This is a genomic window from Pedobacter lusitanus, assembly GCF_040026395.1.
GTDB lineage: Bacteria > Bacteroidota > Bacteroidia > Sphingobacteriales > Sphingobacteriaceae > Pedobacter > Pedobacter lusitanus.
The window spans coordinates 4,205,901-4,224,558 of record NZ_CP157278.1 but is presented as its reverse complement, the minus strand read 5'-3'; the positions used below and the strand labels follow the sequence as shown (position 1 = coordinate 4,224,558).

Annotated in this window: 12 protein-coding genes; 5 read left to right on the top strand and 7 right to left on the bottom strand. The window is 38.9% G+C overall.

Features of this window, described 5'->3' with window-relative positions; all coding sequences use genetic code 11:
• The first annotated feature begins 24 nt into the window (after positions 1–24).
• Positions 25–3,216 (top strand): efflux RND transporter permease subunit, encoded by a 3,192-nt coding sequence (locus PL_RS18080; protein ID WP_041882803.1) that lies wholly within the window; start codon positions 25–27, stop codon positions 3,214–3,216.
• A 78-nt stretch (positions 3,217–3,294) separates the two neighbouring features.
• Positions 3,295–4,137, top strand: coding sequence for a hypothetical protein (locus tag PL_RS18075; RefSeq protein WP_235324543.1), 843 nt, complete (start codon positions 3,295–3,297; stop codon positions 4,135–4,137).
• Positions 4,138–4,152: 15 nt separating this feature from the next.
• Here the strand turns inward: PL_RS18075 and lpdA are convergent, their stop codons facing one another.
• From lpdA to PL_RS18060, 3 genes are all read right to left on the bottom strand, one after another.
• Positions 4,153–5,559 carry a dihydrolipoyl dehydrogenase gene (lpdA, locus tag PL_RS18070; RefSeq protein WP_041882801.1) on the bottom strand — a complete coding sequence of 469 codons (1,407 nt, stop codon included), beginning with the start codon at positions 5,557–5,559 and terminating at the stop codon, positions 4,153–4,155.
• 79 nt (positions 5,560–5,638) lie between these two features.
• Positions 5,639–7,306 (bottom strand): ArnT family glycosyltransferase, encoded by a 1,668-nt coding sequence (locus tag PL_RS18065; RefSeq protein WP_348620044.1) that lies wholly within the window; start codon positions 7,304–7,306, stop codon positions 5,639–5,641.
• Between the two features lie 8 nt (positions 7,307–7,314).
• On the bottom strand, positions 7,315–7,761 hold the full coding sequence (locus PL_RS18060) for a GtrA family protein (RefSeq protein WP_082035942.1): 447 nt from the start codon (positions 7,759–7,761) through the stop codon (positions 7,315–7,317).
• Positions 7,762–7,909: 148 nt separating this feature from the next.
• On the opposite strand from PL_RS18060, the gene PL_RS18055 reads away from it, so the two are divergent.
• The 3 genes from PL_RS18055 (at position 7,910) to PL_RS18045 (ending at position 12,300) form a co-directional block, all read left to right on the top strand.
• Complete coding sequence (locus PL_RS18055; protein ID WP_041882799.1) at positions 7,910–9,790, top strand: CocE/NonD family hydrolase; 1,881 nt, start codon at positions 7,910–7,912, stop codon at positions 9,788–9,790.
• A 68-nt stretch (positions 9,791–9,858) separates the two neighbouring features.
• A complete protein-coding gene (locus PL_RS18050; RefSeq protein ID WP_041882798.1) occupies positions 9,859–11,514 on the top strand; it encodes a M1 family metallopeptidase in 1,656 nt (551 codons plus the stop codon).
• A gap of 60 nt (positions 11,515–11,574) precedes the next feature.
• On the top strand, positions 11,575–12,300 hold the full coding sequence (locus PL_RS18045) for a head GIN domain-containing protein (protein WP_041882797.1): 726 nt from the start codon (positions 11,575–11,577) through the stop codon (positions 12,298–12,300).
• 105 nt (positions 12,301–12,405) lie between these two features.
• Here PL_RS18045 and PL_RS18040 read toward each other — a convergent pair whose 3' ends face one another.
• From PL_RS18040 to PL_RS18025, 4 genes are all read right to left on the bottom strand, one after another.
• Positions 12,406–13,401: a hypothetical protein gene (locus PL_RS18040; RefSeq protein WP_152620324.1), complete on the bottom strand. Its 996-nt coding sequence runs from the start codon at positions 13,399–13,401 to the stop codon at positions 12,406–12,408.
• Between the two features lie 172 nt (positions 13,402–13,573).
• Positions 13,574–14,464: a hypothetical protein gene (locus tag PL_RS18035; RefSeq protein ID WP_041882838.1), complete on the bottom strand. Its 891-nt coding sequence runs from the start codon at positions 14,462–14,464 to the stop codon at positions 13,574–13,576.
• 117 nt (positions 14,465–14,581) lie between these two features.
• Entirely contained in the window at positions 14,582–15,811 is a 1,230-nt protein-coding gene (odhB, locus tag PL_RS18030) for a 2-oxoglutarate dehydrogenase complex dihydrolipoyllysine-residue succinyltransferase (protein ID WP_041882795.1), read from the bottom strand.
• A 20-nt stretch (positions 15,812–15,831) separates the two neighbouring features.
• Positions 15,832–18,627, bottom strand: a complete 2,796-nt coding sequence (locus tag PL_RS18025; protein WP_041882794.1) for a 2-oxoglutarate dehydrogenase E1 component — start codon at positions 18,625–18,627, stop codon at positions 15,832–15,834.
• Between the last annotated feature and the right edge of the window lie 31 nt (positions 18,628–18,658).

Here is an 18,658-nt window from a genome sequence, read left to right as displayed (position 1 = left end):
GATCAGCATATAATCTATATATAGATGAAATTAACAGAAATATCAATAAAAAGACCTTCGCTTGTCATTGTAGTATTCAGCGTACTGACATTACTGGGTTTATTGAGCTACTTCTCTTTAAGTTATGAGTTGCTGCCCAAGTTCTCACAGAATGTGGTCTCTATCTCTACAGTATATCCTGGTGCTTCACCAAGTGAGGTAGAAAATACAGTCACCAAGAAGATTGAGGATGCGGTATCCTCTATGGAGAACATTAAAAAACTGAATGCGGTTTCTTACGAAAGTTTATCCGTTGTAACTATTACCCTGAATGACAAGGCTAATGTAGATTTATCATTAAATGAGGCTCAGCGTAAAGTAAACTCTATTCTTAAGGATTTACCTACCGATGTAAAACCACCTTCATTAAATAAATTCTCTTTAGATGATTTACCGGTTATCACGATGTCGGCATCTGCTAAAATGGATGATGCATCGTTTTATGACCTCATTGATAAACGTATTGCCCCAATTATATCAAGGGTAAATGGTGTTGCACAGGTTAACCTTGTAGGTGGCCAGGAAAGAGAAATTGAAGTAGGCCTGGATGCAGATAAAATTCAGGGTTACGGCTTATCAGTTTTACAGGTACAACAGTCTATTTTGACTTCAAACCTTGACTTCCCTACCGGTAGTGTAAAAACACATGCACAAGACATTCTGATTCGTTTATCTGGAAAATACAAAAACGTGGATGAACTGCGTAAATTAGTTGTAGGTACCGGAAAGGATGGCGCTCAGATACGCCTGCAGGATATCGCAGATGTCAGAGATGCTCAAAAAGAAGTAGAAAAATTAGCTCGTATTGATCGTAAAGGAGCTATCGCTATACAAATCATTAAACAATCTGATGCAAATGCTGTAGAAGTAAGTAAAAGTGTTCATAAGGTAATTGAAACACTTCAAAAAGACTATTCAAAAAATGAACTGAAAATAGTTATTGCCAACGATAGTTCAATTTTCACACTGGAATCAGCAGACGCAGTTATCCACGATTTATTACTGGCAATTGTTCTGGTAGCCTTTGTGATGCTTTTCTTCTTACACAGTATCAGAAATGCATTGATTGTTATGGTTTCTATTCCAGCTTCACTGATTGCAACATTTATCGGAATAAGCGTACTGGGATATACATTAAACCTGATGTCGCTACTTGGATTATCCCTGGTGGTAGGTATCCTGGTTGATGATGCGATTGTAGTATTAGAAAATATTTACCGTCACATGGAGATGGGCAAAAACAAGGTTCGTGCTGCTTATGATGCAACCAGTGAAATTGGCTTTACCGTTGTATCCATTACATTGGTAATTGTTGTGGTATTCTTCCCGATTGCGGTTAGCACGGGTCTCGTATCCAATATCCTGCGCCAATTCTGTGTTGTGGTAATTATTGCTACAATGCTCTCTCTGCTTGCTTCCTTTTCTATCGTACCTCTTTTATCATCCCGTTTTGGTAAATTAGAAAAAATAGAAGGTAAAAACATATTCGGACGCTTTATTTTATGGTTTGAAGGACAGTTACGTAAATTCACTATCTGGATTACAAGTATCTTAACCTGGTCACTGGCCAATAAAGGAAAAACGATTCTCATTGTACTGGTTATGTTTTTTGGCTCATGCGGATTAATACCTGCAGGATATATCGGAACTGAGTTTTTCCCTAAAAGTGATAAAGGAGAATTCCTTGTACAGATAGAACTTCCTAAGGATGCCTCGATAGAACAAACGAATCTGGTAACTCAAAAAGCAGAAGCATTTTTAGTTAAAAAACCGGAAATTCTTCAATTGATTACTACTGTAGGACAATCAAGCGGTGACTTTGGAGGAACACAGGCTACTGCTTATAAATCTGAGATTAACGTAAAACTGGTTGAACGTGATAAACGTGAAGACGTTTCAAGTATCTATGCAACAAAAGTAAGTCGTGAACTTTCCAAAGTACTGGTCGGTGCCAAAGTAAAAACTGTTCCTATCAGTATCCTGGGTATCGCAGAGAATGCACCTATCGAACTGGTTGTAATGGGTTCTGATTTAGACAGTGCGATGAAATATGCCGAAGGTGCCAAAGCTGTTCTGGCTAAAATCAAAGGTTCTGCAGAGCTTAAGTTGTCAGTTGAGAATGGTAGTCCTGAGATTAATGTACAGGTAGACCGTGATAAGATGGCTTCTCTGGGGCTTACTTTACAAACCGTAGGTGCAACCATGCAGACTGCTTTCAGTGGCAATACAGATGGTAAATTCCGTAGAGGAGAATATGAATATGACATTAATATCCGTTATCAGACCTTTAACCGTAAAAATATTGATGATGTAAGGAACCTGATCTTTGTAAATACTGCTGGTAAACAGATTAAATTATCACAGTTTGCAGCTATCACCAACGGTTCTGGTCCAAGTCAGTTAGAAAGACGCGATAAAAGTACTTCTGTTTCAGTTAGAGCACAGTCTATTGGCCGTCCAACCGGTACAATCGTAGAAGAGTTTAGAAAACAACTGGAAGAACTGGAGAAATCCGGCAAACTAAAAAAACCTGTAGGTGTAAGTTATGTATGGGCAGGTGATGCCGAAAATCAGGGAGATGGTTTTGGGACTTTAGGAATTGCCTTATTAGCCTCAATCATCCTTGTTTATCTGATTATGGTAGCGCTTTACGATAGCTTTGTTTATCCTTTCGTAGTTATGTTCTCCATTCCTTTATCAGTTATCGGAGCCTTGCTTGCACTGGCATTAACCAATAATGCATTAAATATATTCACAATCTTAGGACTGATCATGCTGATCGGTCTGGTAGCAAAGAATGCGATTATCCTGGTCGATTTCACCAATCAGATGAAAGCAGAGGGTAAAACTACTCATGAGGCGCTGGTACTGGCCAACCATGCTCGTTTACGCCCTATTCTGATGACTACTATTGCGATGGTAATTGGTATGATGCCTATTGCACTCGCAGCCGGAGCCGGTGCAGAATGGAAAAATGGTCTGGCCTGGGTAATTATCGGAGGACTTTTAAGTTCACTATTCCTGACGCTGATTGTAGTACCAGTAATGTACCAGATCTTTGACAGTATCCTTGATCGTCTTGGATTTAATAAAAAAGGAGTCACTATTGAAGAATTAATGGTAGAACCTTATGATCATAAAGAAGTACACGAATACGATTTAGACCATCAGCATTAAGCTAATTTGATATAAATTCAAAAAAGGAACCCATTGTGGTTCCTTTTTTGCGTTATAGAAAATTATAAATCAATGCATATGACGATTAAAAAATATACAATGATATTTATCCTGCTTATAACCAATATATTTATGGTTAAGGCACAGCATCCTCCGGTATTCGATGGAATGACTACCGATAGTACTAAAATTATGCTTGGAGACCTTGAGCTTGACCTGGTCAGATACAGTTATCAGACACCCGGTATCAATTTCCTTGCTATCCATGATAATGAAGACACCGGTGTAAAAGCCGCCTTTGATTATATCGCCATGAATGGTGGAAGCATATTAGATTGTCAATATGGAGGAGCCAGAAATTTCAAATTCACAGAAGATGAAATAACCTATCAGACGGATCCAAACAGCATTTATACAGATGAAGGTCTGCCGCTTGGTCTGGCAAAATATGGTGCATCCAGCGAACCGGTAATAGCTGAACTTAAAAACACCGGCAAGATTATTATGAAAACCTACAACCAGAACAGACCCGGTTATATATTCACACTCCATAATAACGCAGACGGCGGATTTGGTATCCAGAGTTATTTACCCGAAAATGAACTCGGAAGCACTGCCGATTCAGTCCATGTAAATTATGAAATGGATGAAGATGATATGATACTCGTTACCGAACTCAAACTCTTTAACCTGCTGAAAAAAGAAGACGTCAATGTAGTTTTACAATCACAGGAAGCAGTAGATGACGGGTCACTTTCCATTTATGCTATGCAGAATAAGATCCCTTATATCAATGTTGAAGTGCAGCATGGTCATCAGGACGAGAACCTCAGGCTGATACAAATGGGTGTAAAAGCAATGGCAGAAGCCCATCCTGAAAAAGGCATAAAAAAACCCGCAGAAAGCACTGCAGGTTTTTAATAATTTGTATTCCGCTTACATATGAATTGCTCTGTTCGCAGTTGCCGCCATAGCAGCTTCTTTAATAGCTTCAGTATATGTTGGGTGAGCATGACAGATTCTTGCGATATCTTCTGCAGAAGCACGGAATTCCATAGCTACAACAGCTTCAGCAATCATATCAGCAGCACGTGGGCCAATCATATGAACACCTAATATCTCATCTGTAGACTCATCTGCCAGCACCTTTACAAAACCGTCAGTATCCATGCTTGCCTTAGCACGTCCACTCGCTTTGAAAGGGAAAGAACCTGCTTTATATTTTACACCTTTTTCTTTCAGCTGCTCTTCAGTATAACCTACTGATGCAACCTCAGGCCAGGTATAAACAACTCCCGGGATCAGGTTATAATTAATATGTGGTTTCTGACCAGCAATAGTCTCAGCTACAAAAACACCTTCATCTTCCGCTTTATGCGCAAGCATTGCTCCTGTAATTACGTCACCGATAGCATATACACCTGGTACAGCAGTCTCTAAATGTGCGTTAACCGGAATCTTATTACCACGTTCTTCAGTTTTGATCCCAATGTTTTCCAGACCTAATCCTGTAGTATAAGCAGTACGGCCAACAGCAACGATACAGTAATCAGCCTCTAAACTCACTTCTTCGCCTTTAGCGTTCAATGCAGAAACAGTTACTTTTTTACCCTTTGCAGTTGCACCGGTTACTTTATGTCCCATAAAGAACTCCATACCCAGTGATTTCTTTAAAACACGTTGTAATTCTTTACCCAGACCGCCATCCATAGTAGCAATAATTGTTGGCAGGTATTCAACTACAGAAACTTTAGTTCCCAGACGGGCGTAAACAGAACCTAATTCCAGTCCGATTACACCACCACCAATAACGATCATCGTTTTTGGAACTTCTTTGATATTCAATGCTTCTGTTGAAGTAATAATTCTTTTCTTATCAACTGGTAAAAATGGTAATGCAGTAGGCTTAGATCCTGATGCAATCACTACATTTTTAGCTGTGATCGTTTCTGATGTTCCGTCAGTTTTAGTAATCTTAATTGTGTTTTTATCTACAAAAGATCCTAATCCTTCAAAACTGTCAATTTTATTCTTTTTGAACAGGTAAGTAATACCTGCTGTATTTTGCGCTACCACATCGTCCTTACGGGCGATCATTTGTGACATATTCACACTCAGATCTTTCAGGTCAATACCATGAGTAGTGAAGGTATGAGCAGCATTATGATAATGCTCTGAAGAGTCTAACAATGCTTTAGATGGAATACAACCTACATTTAAGCAAGTTCCACCAAAAGTTTTATATTTTTCTATAACTGCTGTTTTCAACCCTAATTGTGCACATCTTATTGCGCTAACATAACCACCAGGACCAGAACCAATAATAACGACGTCGTATTGCATAATGATAAAATTTTGTTGTACAAAGTTAATAATCCCCAATAGAAATAAAGCATCAGAAAGGGGGTTTCTTGTTAATCTTTCAATTAATCAACACTACTTCAGTAGCAGACAATACGCCCTGACGTGCAGTGTGATTCAAAAACTTGCCGTTTACCTTCGTAATCCGGTAACTTTCAAAGGTTTTCAGCCTTTTCATCTTAACTCCCTGTTTGATATACTGATCAATAAGTTCCGTATCTGCATACAGTAAATAAGGTTTTGGAGGTAAAAAAGACTGTTCTCCGTCTGTTAAAAAATAAAGCGGGGCATTGAGATAAAAATCCAGGGCAAAAGCATAGCCGATACGGCTCCGTACTACCGGCAGATCCTGCTTATTATGCGTATTAATCCAGAATGCAGCTTCACTGTCAGCCTGATATTTGACTAACCGCGGATAATAAGCCAGGTTAAAATACAAATTCACAAAAAAAGCGATGGTACAAACCTGGAAAAAAACCTTATAACGGTCATTATCAAAATAAAACGTAACTACAAAAAATAAAGCGACAGCTCCTGCCAACAGGAAAGCAGAAAATACAGTAATATTATCCGGCTGGAAAAAATAATGCAGGGCGATAATCAGAAACATCATGATCCCCCCTACGATAAGCTGCATTATCCGGATTGCTATTACAGAACTTTCCAGTTTAAGATTGCACAGGTACTGCGCGCAAATGATCGTAAAAAACGGAAATACAATAGTGATATAAAACGGAAGCTGGAATTTTGATAAAGAGAATATCAGTAAGGTTAGTAAAGATCCCGAAATACAATACCATTCTGCCTGTACCGGCTTTCTGAAATGCTGACGGAAAAACTGAAATACTGCTGTGTAAAAAAGCAGACTCCAGGGTAAAAATGCCCATAAAATGGTGTGCAAAAAGAAAGTAGGGTCACCACTTGATTTCTTAATCGGACCATTGTTAAAAAATCTTCCAAACTGACTGTCCCAGAAAAAGAACCGGATCCCGGAAACACCCTGACGACCAAAAATAACCTTATCAGGATGCAGATCAAACTGATTATACAAAGTGTAAAGTTCAGGAAGAATAAAGATAAAGATCAGGACTGCCGCGAGCAGCCATCTGAAATTAAACACCATTTTCCAGTTCTTTTTAATCAGCAGATGTCCGCCAATTGCCCCACCGATTGGAATCAAGGCAAAAATACCTTTGGTCATGACCGCACAGGCTGCAAATACAGAAGCGATAACCAGATGCCAGAACCATTTTTTGCCCAAAGACTTATAAAAATGATAAACACTGGCAATAATGAGACCTGTCAGAAAAGGTTCTGCACGCACATCCATTGTACAAATGAGTATATGCTGTGCTGTCAGCAGTAATAAAGCAGCCCATAAGCCAACCCTTTCAGTATAGAGTTCTCTGGCAAATTTATAAGTATAGACAGCAGCCATCAGGACAAACAATACCCCTGGCAATTTATAAGCCCAGGTATTAATCCCAAATATTTTGAAGAAAACAGCCGTTATCCAAAATGGAAAATGCGGTTTGTCCAGCCAGTCTTTTCCTTCTACCAGCAGGTCATTGAAATTATTATGCTGTGCCATACCCTTAGCTATGGTTGCATATAACGCTCCATCAGGTCCGATCACTGTCACAAATAACCCCGTAAAATTTAGCAATACAGCAAAACCTATAAAAAGATAAAGCCATTTTGTAGTCTGATCTGCAAGTATTTTCTGCATATTAATTTTTAGATTGATTTTTCTTTGTCAGGAGATTTAAAAACAAAGAAATAGTTGGCACTGAAATTCCAGAAAAAAACAATGAATATCGCTGCTGCTTTACTGATATAAAAGTTCACAAACAGCATATTATTTAATAGAAATATGATAGCCGAATTTAAAAACAGGCCAATTAATGAAACCGTAAAAAAGGCAGTAAACTGCATTCCTGTTTTTGATTTATTATCCTTAAATGTCCAGTTACGGTGAATAATATAATTACTGACAACAGCCGCAGTAAACCCTATCCCGTTAGCAACGAATTTATTAAAATTCATTTCATCCTTAAAAAACCAGGTCAATGAAAAATCTATGATCAGTCCGGATACTCCTGTGATTCCAAATTTAATAAACGCCAGAAATTTTGGCGTTAATAAAGAAGAAAGAGAAGATATACTGAATTTGTTTTGCGGCATGATTGATCATTCGGTGAACCAAAGGTACAATCATTTTATAATTGAGGGTCAAAATGAGTAACATTTTAGATTATAAAGCCTGCTGCGCCATAAAAAAGGACTCATATCTTTCAGAAAAGATTAAATTTAGGCCATCTAAACTTTTCTTATGAAGCCTTTATACAAAATGTTCTGGGTAGCCTTCTGCTGCCTGTTAACCAGCTATTCTTCAAATGCTCAGGTTACGGATTCGGCCTATATCCGTGAAAACTACACTAAAATTGAAAGACAAATACCTATGCGGGATGGGGTCAAACTTTTCACAGCTATTTACATCCCGAAAAACAAGAACCAGCAATATCCGTTTCTGATTAACCGGACGCCCTATACCATTTCCCCTTATGGCGAAAACAAATTCAAAACCAGTTTAGGACCCGATCCGCTGTTCCTCAGAGAAGGGTTTATTTTTGTCTATCAGGATGTTCGTGGCAGATGGATGAGTGAAGGTGAATTTGTAGACGTTCGTCCTCAGATTGCCAATAAAAAGACTAAAAAAGATATTGACGAAAGTTCTGACACTTATGATACCATTGACTGGTTAATTAAAAATATCCCGAACAACAATGGTAAAGCCGGTATATACGGAATCTCTTATCCAGGATTTTACTCAACTGCATCTTTACCCGGCGCACATCCAGGTCTGAAAGCCGTATCTCCACAGGCACCTGTAACAGACTGGTTTCATGGAGATGACTTTCACCATAACGGAGCTTTTATGCTGGCTGATGCTTTTAACTTTTATTCGGTATTTGGTGTTCCAAGACCACATCCTATTACTCCGGATAAAGGCCCTAAAAGCTTTCAATTTCCTATAAAAGATAATTATCGTTTTTTCTTAAGTGTTGGTGCACTTAAGAATGTTAAACTTAAATATTTCGGTGATACAATTAAATTCTGGAATGACATGATGACTCATGGCACCTATGATGCTTTCTGGAAAGCAATGGATATCCGTCAGCACCTTACAGACGTTAAACCTGCAGTTATGGTTGTAGGTGGTTTCTTTGATGCAGAAGATGCTTATGGCGCCCTGCACACTTATAAAGCAATCGAAAAACAAAATCCTAAAACTAAAAACAACTTAGTGATGGGTCCATGGTTTCATGGAGGATGGGTACGCGGAACAGGGAGTAGTTTTGGTGATATCCAATTTGGTCAGTCAACCAGTACCTGGTTTCAGCAAAATTTAGAATTCCCTTTCTTTATGCAATATCTGAAGGGTAAAAAAGATGCAGATTTAGCAGAAGCTACTATTTTCCTTACCGGTAGTAATCAGTGGAAAAAATTCAGCAGCTGGCCGCCGCAGAATACAGAAGAACAAACCCTGTATTTCCAGGCAGATGGCAAACTAAGTTTTAAAGCTCCTGAAACCGACACCAGCTTTGATGAATATGTGAGTGATCCGAATAATCCGGTTCCTTATCAGCAGGGTATCCAGGAAAGAAGAACAAGAGAATATATGATCGACGATCAGCGTTTTGCTGCCCGCAGACCAGATGTTAAAGTTTTCCAGACAGATATTCTGACTGAAGATATTACGCTGACCGGTCCGTTATTTGCAAAACTATCAGTATCTACTACCGGCACTGATGCAGATTATATTGTTAAATTAATTGATGCTTATCCTGAAGATGAAGCAGCACCTGCCGACAATCCAAAAGGTATTATCATGGGCGGTTACCAGATGCTTGTCCGCGGTGAGGTAATGCGTGGTAAGTTCCGTAACAGCTTTGAAAAACCGGAAGCTTTTGTTCCCGGTCAGGTAACCAAAGTAAACTACAGTCTTCCTGATGTTGGACATACTTTCAAAAAAGGTCACAGGATAATGATTCAGGTACAAAATTCATGGTTCCCGCTGGTGGATAGAAATCCTCAGAAATTTCTTGATATTTATCATGCAGAAGATTCTGATTTCCAGAAAGCTACACACCGTATTTACCATGACAAAGCCAACGTTTCATCTTTAACAGTGACCGTATTAAAACCATAATTATTCCATCAGTCCAATGCTTAAAATAATTATCGGGCTGATGGGACAAAAAAACAATATTATAATAGATGAAAAGATTATTTCTAAGTACAATTATTGTGCTCTCAGCATTCCTGCATGCGGATGCACAGCTTTTAAAAGGGAAACATAATTTTTCCCGTGCTGACACATTGAGAGGAATGCTGACTCCGCTGCGTACCTGCTATGACATCAATTACTACCACCTTGATGTAAAAGTAGATATTGACCATAAGTCAGTAACCGGAAGTAATGAATTCAATTTTACTGCGACTACAGATTTCAAACAACTGCAATTTGACCTGTTCAGTAATCTTAAAATTGAGAAAGTAGTTTACAAAAATGAAGAACTGCCATTCAAAAGAGAGTTCAATGCTGTTTTCATCACTTTTCCTTCCACTATTAAAAAGGGCGTAAAAGATAAATTCGAAGTCTTTTATTCGGGTAGTCCGGTTATAGCAAGAAATCCACCATGGGATGGCGGTTTTATTTTCAGTAAAGACAAATCTGGTGCCCCCTGGGTTTCCGTAGCCTGTCAGGGTTTTGGTGCAAGCTCATGGTGGCCAACCAAAGACCATCAGAGTGATGAAGTAGATAGTGTCCTGATCAGTATCAGTGTTCCAAAAGATTTGCAGGAAGTATCCAATGGGCGCCTACGCAGTGTAACTGACCTGCCAGATAATTACAAAAAGTACAACTGGTTTGTAAGTAATCCGATCAACAATTATAACATTACCTTTTATATTGGAAAATACGCACACTGGACGGACCTCTATAAGGGAGAAAACGGAGATCTTACTTTAGATTACTGGGCATTAAAGGCAGATAGTGCAGTAGCAAGACCACACTGGGATGCCGATGTAAAGCCGATGCTCAAAGCATTTGAACATTGGTTTGGCCCCTATCCCTTCTATAAAGACGGTTATAAACTTGTTCAGTCCCCGCATTTAGGAATGGAGCACCAAAGTGCTGTAGCCTATGGGAACGAATTTAAAATGGGATACCGGGGCAACGATCTTTCAGGTTCGGGTTGGGGATTAAAATTCGACTTCATTACTGTCCATGAAAGCGGGCATGAATGGTTTGGTAATAATATCACCTCAAAAGACATTGCCGATATGTGGATTCATGAGAGTTTCACCAATTACTCAGAGGCATTGATGACCGAGTACTTGTACGGAAAAAAAGCTTCAACCGAGTATGTGGTTGGTATCAGAGCCAAAATTCAGAATGATGTACCTATAATAGGCAATTACAATGTAAACAGTGAAGGTTCAGGGGACATGTATTATAAAGGAGCAAATATGCTGCATACCATCCGTCAGCTGATGCAGAACGATGAAAAATTCCGCCAGCTATTAAGAGGCCTGAATAAAACTTTCTATCACCAGACGGTAACCACTGCACAAATTGAAAATTACATGATTAAAGAGAGTGGCTTAAAGCTGTCAAAGATATTTGATCAGTACCTGAGGACAACAAAAGTTCCGGTACTGGATTATTATATCAAAAATGATCAGTTGAATTACCGCTGGACAAATGTTGTTAATGGATTCAGTATGCCTGTTAAAGTATCATTGACTCCCGGTAATTTCAGTTTTATTTATCCAGCTGAACAATGGAAAACAGTGAACGTAAAAGATATTACTGAAGGTAATTTTATAGCAGACCCGAATTTCTACATTTTAGTAAAAAAGAGTAAATAATATTCCGATTTTTATGCAACTAATTAATTTTATTAGTGTCCTGTAAAAAACCTAAATGAAATGAAGAAATTAAATAGTTTACTCTTACTGGCTCTTATAGTGTTTGGTTATAACGCTAAAGCCAGCGGTCCGATTAAGATCACCAGATCATTCAACGAAGAAGAAAGACCGATCGGAACCTTTAAAGGTGTGGCCACAGGCGGTGCTCTGGCTGTGAAAATTACCATGGGTAATAAAGAATCCCTTCGTCTTGAAGGCGATCAGGAAGCTATTGCCAATCTGGTTACAGAAGTCAGTGGCGGAATTTTGACCATTAAACCAAAAACCAAATGGAGTGAGTGGTCAAGGAGATACAACCGTTCACAGGTAACAGTATATATTACAGCTAAAAAGATCACCTCTTTAACCATGAGCGGATCAGGTAATATGGATGTTGAAAACACCATTAATTCACCAGAACTCGTGGCTACCCTGAGCGGCTCAGGAGGGATTACTGCCAATATAAATGTCAAATCATTTACAGGCACAATCAGCGGCTCAGGTTCCATGAAATTAAGTGGCAAAGCCGATGACTCAAATCTCACCTTAAGTGGCTCAGGAGGCTTTAAAGGAAAGGAATTTGCTGTTAATGACCTATCTGCACAAATCAGTGGTTCAGCTGGTATTTATATTACAGCAAACAAAACCATTGAAGCAGTAATCAGTGGTTCGGGCAATATCAGATATGCAGGTAATGCAACCGTTAAAAAGACAGTAATCGGATCAGGCAGTATTAGAAAAGACTAACCAAAACACTTCAATTTTTCAATCATAAACATGGCCGGTATTTTATTCAAATACCGGCCATGCTATTTCAGGAATATCATTTTTATTCCGTTTCAGTACTGCGTTCTATAAAGGCAGATTAAAAATATGAATTGACTGATCTTTAAACTTCTGATAAGAAGGCTGATCTGATTTTGCTTTATCAGAAACCACGACTACCTGAGTATCACTGATAAAGGAAACCCCTTCAATATTACCGTATAATACATTATTTCCAGCACCAACCACACCACTGCTGTTACCTCTCGGGAATTCATAGGTTTTACCTCCTGAAATAGTCCAGTCTGTATTACTTAACGTACCTATCCACAGTTTAGAGTCTTCCTGCGATGTAATGGCTATTTTGTTCCCATAGACAGTCAGATCAGAATAATCGCCGAAAGCAGCTGACGAAGGAATTGCAATCTCAGTAACCTTCTGCCATTGACTGCTTGTCTTTTTCAGTACTACAATCTTTCCTGGCGCTTCTATCAGTCCCAGCATATACTCTACCCCATCCCGGGATATCCAGGCAATACCTTCAAATCCTTTGTTACTATTCGCTTCCGAAAAATAATAATCTGCCCAAAGGCTGCTCTGGTATTCCATTGAAGAGTTATATTCACGAATACGTGGCTGATACTGGCTACCATTTTTAACAGTTTCCTGAACAACAAAAAAAGCAGATGTACTCTTCGGTGCATAAGTGATTCCTTCAAACTGTGAGTCACCCGAACCTGAGCCCAGCAGACTGTTTTCACTACTATTCTCAGGAAGGCTTTTCTTAAGCTTCGCTATTTCATAGAGATTATCAGAAACCACATAAAAATAACCATTCTGATAATAGACACCGCTCGCCTCAAATTTATCGCTCTTGTCATAGCCTTTAAGAAGCTTATAGATCTTTGCTTCAGCTACCGGGGCACCTAATACGGTAACCCCTGCAGCATTTACAGCAGCAGAAGAAGAAGAATTGAGCTGACCAGAAGAATTTTCAGGTACCAGACTGTCATTTGCCTTCTTGCAGGCAAAAAAAGATACTGCCATTAAAGCAGCGCACATAGATAGTTTAATGTTTTTCATAGGTATATGATTTTCTGCAATATCCACTATAACTATCATAATAACACCCTGATTGTGTTACATTTTCGTTAAAAAACAAAATAAAGCTCTTTAGGCATTACCAGTGCTGATATCAAACAAAAAAAGAGCATGATAAAAATCATACTCTTTTTAAAAGCATCTAAATATAGTCTTAGAACTGATAGCCTACAGCGAAGAAATTCTGCACATAATTAATCTTCTGACTTGCCTTATCCAGATCATCCCTTCCTGTAGTATGTACATTTTTCAGATTGGTAGCTCCAACCTTCGTTGTATTCTGGAAATACAGTCCCCTGGTTACATAAAATTTCAAACCAATTTTTGCCGAGAAACCGTAACCAGATACATTCCAGTGATTATTTCTGCCCTGTTCAAATAAACGAACATCAGATCTTGGTACCAGCATACCACCACCGATACCTGTTTCAAGAGTTAAAGAAGTCTGTTTTGAAGGTGCTACCCAGATATCATCATAACGCTCAATCTCAATATTTGCATAATTAAATCCGTCAGTATGCTCATAAGTAAGCATCTGTGGCGTGACATTAATCATTTCGCCATTATATGTCCCTGCGAGAGCTCCTGTTGGTACACCCGGATCAGAAATGGTTTCACCAATATGACCGGTAATTGCTACCTTCTGAGGTATATCCATCACATATTTCATATGATCCCACCCTATCGAGATGCTGTAATTATCTTTAATAAAATATCCCACACGAAGATTATACTGTGGTTCAGAAATTTTTGCCGGATTCAGATAGTTCCATTTTAACGGAGACTGACGATCGTGCGCAACTACATCCTTTAGCGTAAAGTCATAGTTAGGCCCTTTAAAATTAATATCACTCTTCCCATACCATGAGTGATTATAGCCCCAATGCACAAAAATCTCACCCTTTCTCGAGAAATTCCTTTTGGTTTCATTAGAGAATATACTCTTTCCAATCTTAACCGGATTATCAGTTGTATTTGTGTTTTCCTGTGCTCTGGTTTTCTTTCCAAAAACGAGGAACAGTAATAATAAGTAGCTTTTTTTCACAATGTAAAAATACTTAAATCCTGTCAAAAATAAATTCAGGTGAAATATATGACATGAACAAAACAAAAAAAACCTGCTATAATGAAATAGCAGGTTTTTAATATTTAAACGATCAGTCTATACGCCTAATAACAAACGTGCAGGATCTTCCAGCAATTGTTTTACTCTTACCAGGAAGCCAACTGACTCTCTTCCATCAATGATTCTGTGATCATAAGATAAAGCAAGATACATCATCGGACGAACAACAACTTCACCCTTTTCTGCAATCGGACGCTCAATGATGTTGTGCATTCCAAGAATAGCAGACTGAGGTGCATTGATAATCGGAGTAGACATCATTGAACCAAATACACCACCATTAGTGATTGTAAATGTTCCACCAGTCATTTCTTCGATAGTCAATTTGCTGTCACGTGCTTTGGTAGCCAGCTCAATTACAGATTTTTCAATCTGTGCCAGTGACATACTTTCTGCATTTCTGATAATCGGAACTACCAGTCCTTTAGGAGCAGAAACTGCGATAGAAATATCTACAAAATCATTATAAACAACTGATTCACCATCAATACGTGCATTTACAGCAGGGAAATCTTTCATTGCCTCACAAACAGCTTTTGAAAAGAAGCTCATGAAACCTAATCCAACACCATATTTTTCTTTAAACTGGTCTTTGTATTTTCCACGTAAATCCATGATCGGTTTCATGTTCACTTCATTAAAAGTAGTTAACATGGCCGTTTCATTTTTCACTGCAACCAAACGTTTAGCTACAGTTTTACGCAATGGAGACATTTTCTCTTTGCGCTCATTTCTTGATCCCGCAACCGGTGCAGCTACAGCTGCAGCTTTTTCAGGAGCTTTAGCCGCTGGTGCTGCTGCTTTTTCTGCTTTAATAGCATCTTCTTTAGTGATTCTGCCATCAACACCCGAGCCTTTAACAGCACTGGCATCAACACCTTTTTCTGCAAGAATTTTACCTGCTGCCGGCGAAGGAGTGCCCGTTGCATAACTCTCGCCATTTCTTTCTGCTACCGGAGCAGCTGACTGAGCGTTATTAACAACCGCTTTTTCTTCTGCAGCTGGTGCTGCTGCTTTCGCAGGAGCAGCTCCACTGGTTTCGATCGTACATACTACAGCACCAATAGCCAGAGTATCGCCTTCAGCCGCCACTGTTTTCAAAGTTCCGGCTTGCTCAGCAGTTAATTCAAAAGTTGCCTTATCAGACTCTAATTCGGCGATTACTTCATCCATTTCTACGGCATCACCATCATTCTTCACCCAACGGGATAAAACAACTTCGGTAATTGATTCGCCTACTGGCGGAACTTTTATTTCTAGACTCATAATTGATGTATTATATTTTTCTAATCTACGTTATATGCTTTACTCACTGATTTCTTAGCAATTTTCTGGTCAACCTCAGTTACAGGAGCTGCAAAAGATCTGGCCAGGATATTCGCCTGTTCATCTGCATGCTGTTTTGCATAACCGGTCGCAGTACTGCTGCTCTCTTTTCTTGAGATTAACTCAATATCACTGAATATTGTTTTTCTTGTTTTGCGTAATAAATAAGGCCATGCTCCCATGTTCTCTGGTTCTTCCTGAACCCAGATAGCTTCTTTCGCATTTTTATAGCCTTTATAAACCGTTTCCATTTGTTGTAATGGTGTAGGGTATAACTGCTCAACACGAACAATTGCCACATTTTTAACCTGATCTTTCTGTTGTTTCTCTAATAATTCGTAGTAAATTTTACCACTGCAGAACAATACTCTGTCTACTTCATTAGGTTTAACATTTGCATCATTGATTACTTCCTGGAATTTACCTTCAGTAAACTCTTCCAGTTTAGATACACATGAAGGATGACGCAATAAGCTTTTAGGTGTAAAAACAATCAGCGGCTTTCTGAAATCGCGTTTAAACTGACGGCGAATTGCATGGAAGAAGTTAGCTGGTGTAGTACAGTTGGTTACCTGCATGTTATAATCAGCACATAACTCCATAAAACGCTCAATTCTTGCAGAAGAGTGCTCCGGGCCCTGTCCTTCATAACCATGAGGTAATAACATCACCAGTCCGTTTTCACGCTGCCATTTGGTTTCCGCACTTGCGATATACTGATCCACAACAATCTGCGCACCATTAAAGAAATCACCAAATTGTGCTTCCCAGATAGTCAGTGCATTAGGATTTGCCATAGCATAACCATACTCAAAACCCAGCACCCCATATTCAGATAAATGCGAATTGTAGATATCAAATGGAGCCTGCTGATCAGAAAGGTTACTTAGCGGGATATATTCTTCTTCAGAATCTTCTAAAGTTAAAACAGCATGACGGTGTGAGAACGTACCACGTTCAACATCCTGTCCGCTTAAACGGACTCTTTTACCTTCTGTAAGTAAAGTAGCATAAGCTAACTGCTCACCCATTGCCCAGTCAAAAATATGAGTAGAGGTTGCCATTTTATTACGTTCAGCAAAAAGTTTTTCAATTTTTTTGAAGAACTTTTTGTCTTTTGGTAAAGTGCTTATTCTTTTTGCAATTTCTAATAAAGTAGTCTTTTTAACAGAAGTATCCGGAGAAGTAACAAAATCTTCAGCACTTGCAATTCTCATGTCTGACCATGCACCTGCAAATTTCACTCCCTGATAAGTAGAAGTTACTTCTTTAGCTTCATTTAATCTCTCCTGTAAGATACCACGGAATTCAACTTCCAGTTCTTTTGCCAGGCTTGCTTCCATTTTACCTTCACCAATCAGTTGTTTGATATAGATATCTCTTGGATTAGCATGCTGCTCGATACTTTTGTATAATAAAGGCTGCGTAAATTTAGGTTCATCCGACTCGTTATGTCCAAATCTGCGGTAACACAGAATATCGATGAACACATCATTTTTATATCTCTGACGGTATTCCATGGCCAGGTTTATAGCATAAACCAGCGCCTCTGCATCATCTCCATTTACATGGAAAACAGGTGAAAGCGTAACTTTAGCGATATCAGTACAGTAAGTACTTGTACGTCCGTCTTTATAGTTTGTAGTAAAACCAATCTGGTTATTAATCACCAGGTGAATAGTACCACCTGTTTTATATCCATCCAGACCAGCCATCTGAATAACCTCATAAACGATTCCCTGTCCGGCAACAGAAGCATCACCGTGGATCAGGATTGGTGCAATACGCGAATTATCACCATCGTATTTAAAATCAATCTTAGAACGGGTCATTCCTTCAACCACACCATTAACTGTCTCCAGGTGAGATGGGTTAGGACATAAACTCAGGTGAACATTTTTACCATCATTTGTAGTCACATCAGTAGAATAACCAAGGTGGTATTTTACATCACCTCCAAATGGAGAGTCAGCACTATAACCTTTACCTTCAAATTCGGCAAAAATATCTTTGTAGGTTTTTTGCATGATATTGGCAAGAACATTTAAACGCCCTCTGTGTGCCATACCAATTACAAATTCTTCGATACCCATAGCTGAACCTTTTTCGATCACTGAATCCAGTGCCGGAATCAGCGCCTCTGCTCCTTCTAATGAAAATCTCTTCTGACCCAGAAATTTAGTTCCCAAAAAGTTCTCAAAGCTTACAGCTTCGTTTAATTTTTTAAGAATTCTTCTTTTCTCCTCAATTGAAAAATTAGGCGTGTTCTGCACACTTTCCATTTTATTCTCAATCCAGCTTAAAACCTCAGGTGTGCGCACGAATTTATATTCGGCACCAATAGACCTGCAGTAGGTCTTTTTCAGGAAGTTTACAATATCACTAAGTTTTGCCGCACCGATCCCAAGTTCTACACCTGAATTAAAAACAGTGTCCAGATCGGTCTGATTTAAACCGAAGTTTTCGATATCCAGCGTTGGTAAATGGTGACGTCTTTCTCTAACCGGGTTTGTTTGTGTAAACAAGTGACCCCTCTGGCGATAGCCATTGATCAGATTTAAGACATTCACTTCTTTTAAAAAATGTTCGGGAGTTGCTTCACTGGCTGTGCCGGCATCTGCTCCTCTTCCAAAATCAAACCCTTCAAAAAACTTCTGCCAGCCGAATTCAACCGCATTAGGATCTTCTTTATAAGCTTGATAAATAGAATCGATGTATTCGGCGTTTGCGCCGTTGAGATAAGATAAATTATCCATTGTCTAAGAATTGGTATAAGTATGGCAAAAT

What these genes read in the sequence shown, in the direction of transcription:
- PL_RS18060 (WP_082035942.1), bottom strand. Translation starts at nt 7,761, where the DNA reads ATGCCGCAAAACAAATTCAGTATATCTTCTCTTTCTTCTTTATTAACG.
- PL_RS18050 (WP_041882798.1), top strand. Translation starts at nt 9,859, where the DNA reads ATGAAAAGATTATTTCTAAGTACAATTATTGTGCTCTCAGCATTCCTG.
- PL_RS18080 (WP_041882803.1), top strand. Translation starts at nt 25, where the DNA reads ATGAAATTAACAGAAATATCAATAAAAAGACCTTCGCTTGTCATTGTA.
- odhB (WP_041882795.1), bottom strand. Translation starts at nt 15,811, where the DNA reads ATGAGTCTAGAAATAAAAGTTCCGCCAGTAGGCGAATCAATTACCGAA.
- PL_RS18040 (WP_152620324.1), bottom strand. Translation starts at nt 13,401, where the DNA reads ATGAAAAACATTAAACTATCTATGTGCGCTGCTTTAATGGCAGTATCT.
- PL_RS18055 (WP_041882799.1), top strand. Translation starts at nt 7,910, where the DNA reads ATGAAGCCTTTATACAAAATGTTCTGGGTAGCCTTCTGCTGCCTGTTA.
- PL_RS18075 (WP_235324543.1), top strand. Translation starts at nt 3,295, where the DNA reads ATGACGATTAAAAAATATACAATGATATTTATCCTGCTTATAACCAAT.
- PL_RS18065 (WP_348620044.1), bottom strand. Translation starts at nt 7,306, where the DNA reads ATGCAGAAAATACTTGCAGATCAGACTACAAAATGGCTTTATCTTTTT.
- lpdA (WP_041882801.1), bottom strand. Translation starts at nt 5,559, where the DNA reads ATGCAATACGACGTCGTTATTATTGGTTCTGGTCCTGGTGGTTATGTT.
- PL_RS18025 (WP_041882794.1), bottom strand. Translation starts at nt 18,627, where the DNA reads ATGGATAATTTATCTTATCTCAACGGCGCAAACGCCGAATACATCGAT.
- PL_RS18045 (WP_041882797.1), top strand. Translation starts at nt 11,575, where the DNA reads ATGAAGAAATTAAATAGTTTACTCTTACTGGCTCTTATAGTGTTTGGT.